The 1,587-nt window shown below is 77.3% G+C and carries 1 protein-coding gene; it reads right to left on the reverse strand.

Going from position 1 to position 1,587, the window contains the following annotated elements:
- The coding region (locus tag IG88_RS39775; RefSeq protein ID WP_037837557.1) for a SpnB-like Rossmann fold domain-containing protein at positions 1–1,587 on the reverse strand (1,587 nt) is incomplete at both ends.

A 1,587-nucleotide genomic window follows, 5' to 3' on the forward strand; every position in this document is an offset into this window, starting at 1 on the left:
CCAGGTGCCGGGCGAAGAGGGCGCCCAGGGCGCCGGTGCCGCCGGTGATCAGGACCGTGCCCTGCGGATCGGGCACCGGACGGCCCCCGACCGCGTCCGACGGGCGCACCCGGGCCAGCCTGGGCGTGCTCGCCCGGCCCGCGCGGAGGGCGAGCTGTTCGTGGCCGGCCGCGATCGCGGCGGGGAGCCGTTCGGCGCTGGCCGGGCTGCCGTCGAGGTCGATCAGGGTGAAACGGCCGGGGTTCTCGACCTGGGCCGAGCGGACCAGGCCCCACACCGGAGCGAGGGCGAGTTCCACGTCCTCCCCGTCCCGGGTGGCGACGGCACCGGTCGTCACCAGCACGAGCCGGGACGTCTCGGACTCCAGCGCCTGCTGCACCAGTTCCAGCGCCCGGACCGCCGCCCGGTGCGCGGCCCGCGCCGGGTCGTCCCCGGCGGCCTCGTCCAGTACGGCGACCAGGACGTCCCCGGTGGCCTCCGCGACGCTTCCGACACGGCGGGCGAGGCCGTCCAGCGGGGTGTCGCCGAGCGCGGACAGCAGGGTGGGGGCCAGGTCGTCCGGGTCGGGCAGGGCCACCGGCGACCAGGCCACGTGGAAGAGCGAGTCACCGGTCACCGAGTCGGAGCGCCCGGTGGACGCCGCCGGACGCCGTCGCAGCGCGCCGGCCTCGGCGACCGCCTCACCGGCCTCGTCCGCCAGCCACAGCCGGAACGCGTCCGCACCGGTGGACCTGATCCGCACCCGCAGCGCGCGCGAGCCGGTGGCGTGCAGGTGGAACCCGTGCCAGGACAGCCCGGTGACCTCCTGGCCGTCGGCGAGCAGGGCGTGCAGCGCGGAGTCGAGCAGCGCGGGATGGATTCCGAAGGTGTCCGGCTCGGTCTCCTCGGGCAGCCGCACCTCGGCGTACAGGTCCTCGCCCCGCCGCCACAGCGCCCGCAGCCCCTGGAACACCGGCCCGTGGACGTGGCCCTGTTCCGCCAGCCGTTCGTAGAGGCCGTCGAGCCCGACCGGGGTCGCGTCGGCCGGGGGCCAGTCGGCCAGGGAGATCAGGGGTGCCTGGGCGGGCTCCGTGAGCCGCCCGGTGGCGTGGACCTCCCAGGCCGCGGACGGATCGTCGTTCCCGTCCGGGCGGGACCCGATGGTGATCCGCCGGGAACCGTCCTCGTCGGCCGCCGCGAGGGCCACCTGGACCTGGACGGCGCCCCGGTCCGGAACGGTCAGCGGGACGCCGGGCGTCAGCTCGGCCACGCCGGAGCAGCCGGCCTCGTCGCCCGCCCGGACCGCCAGTTCGACCAGGGCGGCGGAGGGGAGGACCGCCGTGGCGCCGACGCGGTGGTCGGCGAGCCAGGGGTGCGTGTGCAGCGAGAGCCGGCCGACGAAGACCGCGCCGCCGTCACCGCCGGCGAGCTCCACGGCCGTGGTCAGCAACGGATGCCCCGGTCCCGACAGGCCCAGACCGGCGGGCCCGCGCGCACCCGACGGCGTCGGCGGGAGCCAGTAGGGGCGGTGCTGGAAGGGATAGGTGGGCAGGTCGGTCAGCCGGGCACCGCTGCCCGCGTACAACGCGGCCCAGTCCACCCGCTGCC

This window comes from Streptomyces sp. NRRL F-5650 (assembly GCF_000721365.1).
Lineage (GTDB): Bacteria > Actinomycetota > Actinomycetes > Streptomycetales > Streptomycetaceae > Streptomyces > Streptomyces ardesiacus.